Raw genomic sequence first — 569 nt, 5'->3', positions numbered from 1 at the left:
CAGGAATTTCCGCTGAACGACTGCTGGCGCACGAGTCGTGGGGCCTGCGCGGCATGCAGGAACGTGCGCTTTATCTCGGCGGAACACTGAGCATCGGAAAGGGAAGTCGGCAGGGAACGCTGGTATCCCTGCGTTTGCCACTATCAGTGAAAATAGCTGCAGATAACTAGGAGTTAGGCTTCTTACCTGAGCTTTTAGTAACAGATGTAGTGGATCGACTACACGAAAATCATTGTTCACCGATAGCGTGTCGTGCAGTAGAAAGGGATACTTCGCTTGTTGCATTCATTTCTTCAATGCAAAACGCCAGTAGAACCTTTTCCAGGAGTAAGCGATGCCAATAAACCAGCAAGAAACCACCATACAGGCTGGCTTGTGGTTTTCAATCAAGATCGATGCGGACGAATTCATTGCATTGCTATCCGCCGAGGCGCTGGAGAAGCATTTTCTTCCTCAGGATGCCCAACTGGAGCCACGCAGCGCCTATCGCCGCAACCGCAAGCTGATCGATGCGGTGGCGCGCCGCAAATTCCTGGAAGGATGTCCACGGCCCATCACCGTGAATGCAT

At 52.2% G+C, this 569-nt stretch carries 1 protein-coding gene; it reads left to right on the top strand.

The annotated features are described in order from the left end of the window. Positions 1–334 precede the first annotated feature (334 nt). A partial coding sequence (locus tag JK635_RS28850; RefSeq protein ID WP_202655498.1) for a DUF1488 family protein occupies positions 335–569 on the top strand: 235 nt, incomplete at its 3' end.

The organism is Neobacillus paridis (assembly GCF_016765675.1).
In the GTDB taxonomy this organism is placed as follows: domain Bacteria; phylum Bacillota; class Bacilli; order Bacillales; family Cytobacillaceae; genus Neobacillus; species Neobacillus paridis.
This window is presented reverse-complemented; position numbering and strand designations above follow the sequence as displayed.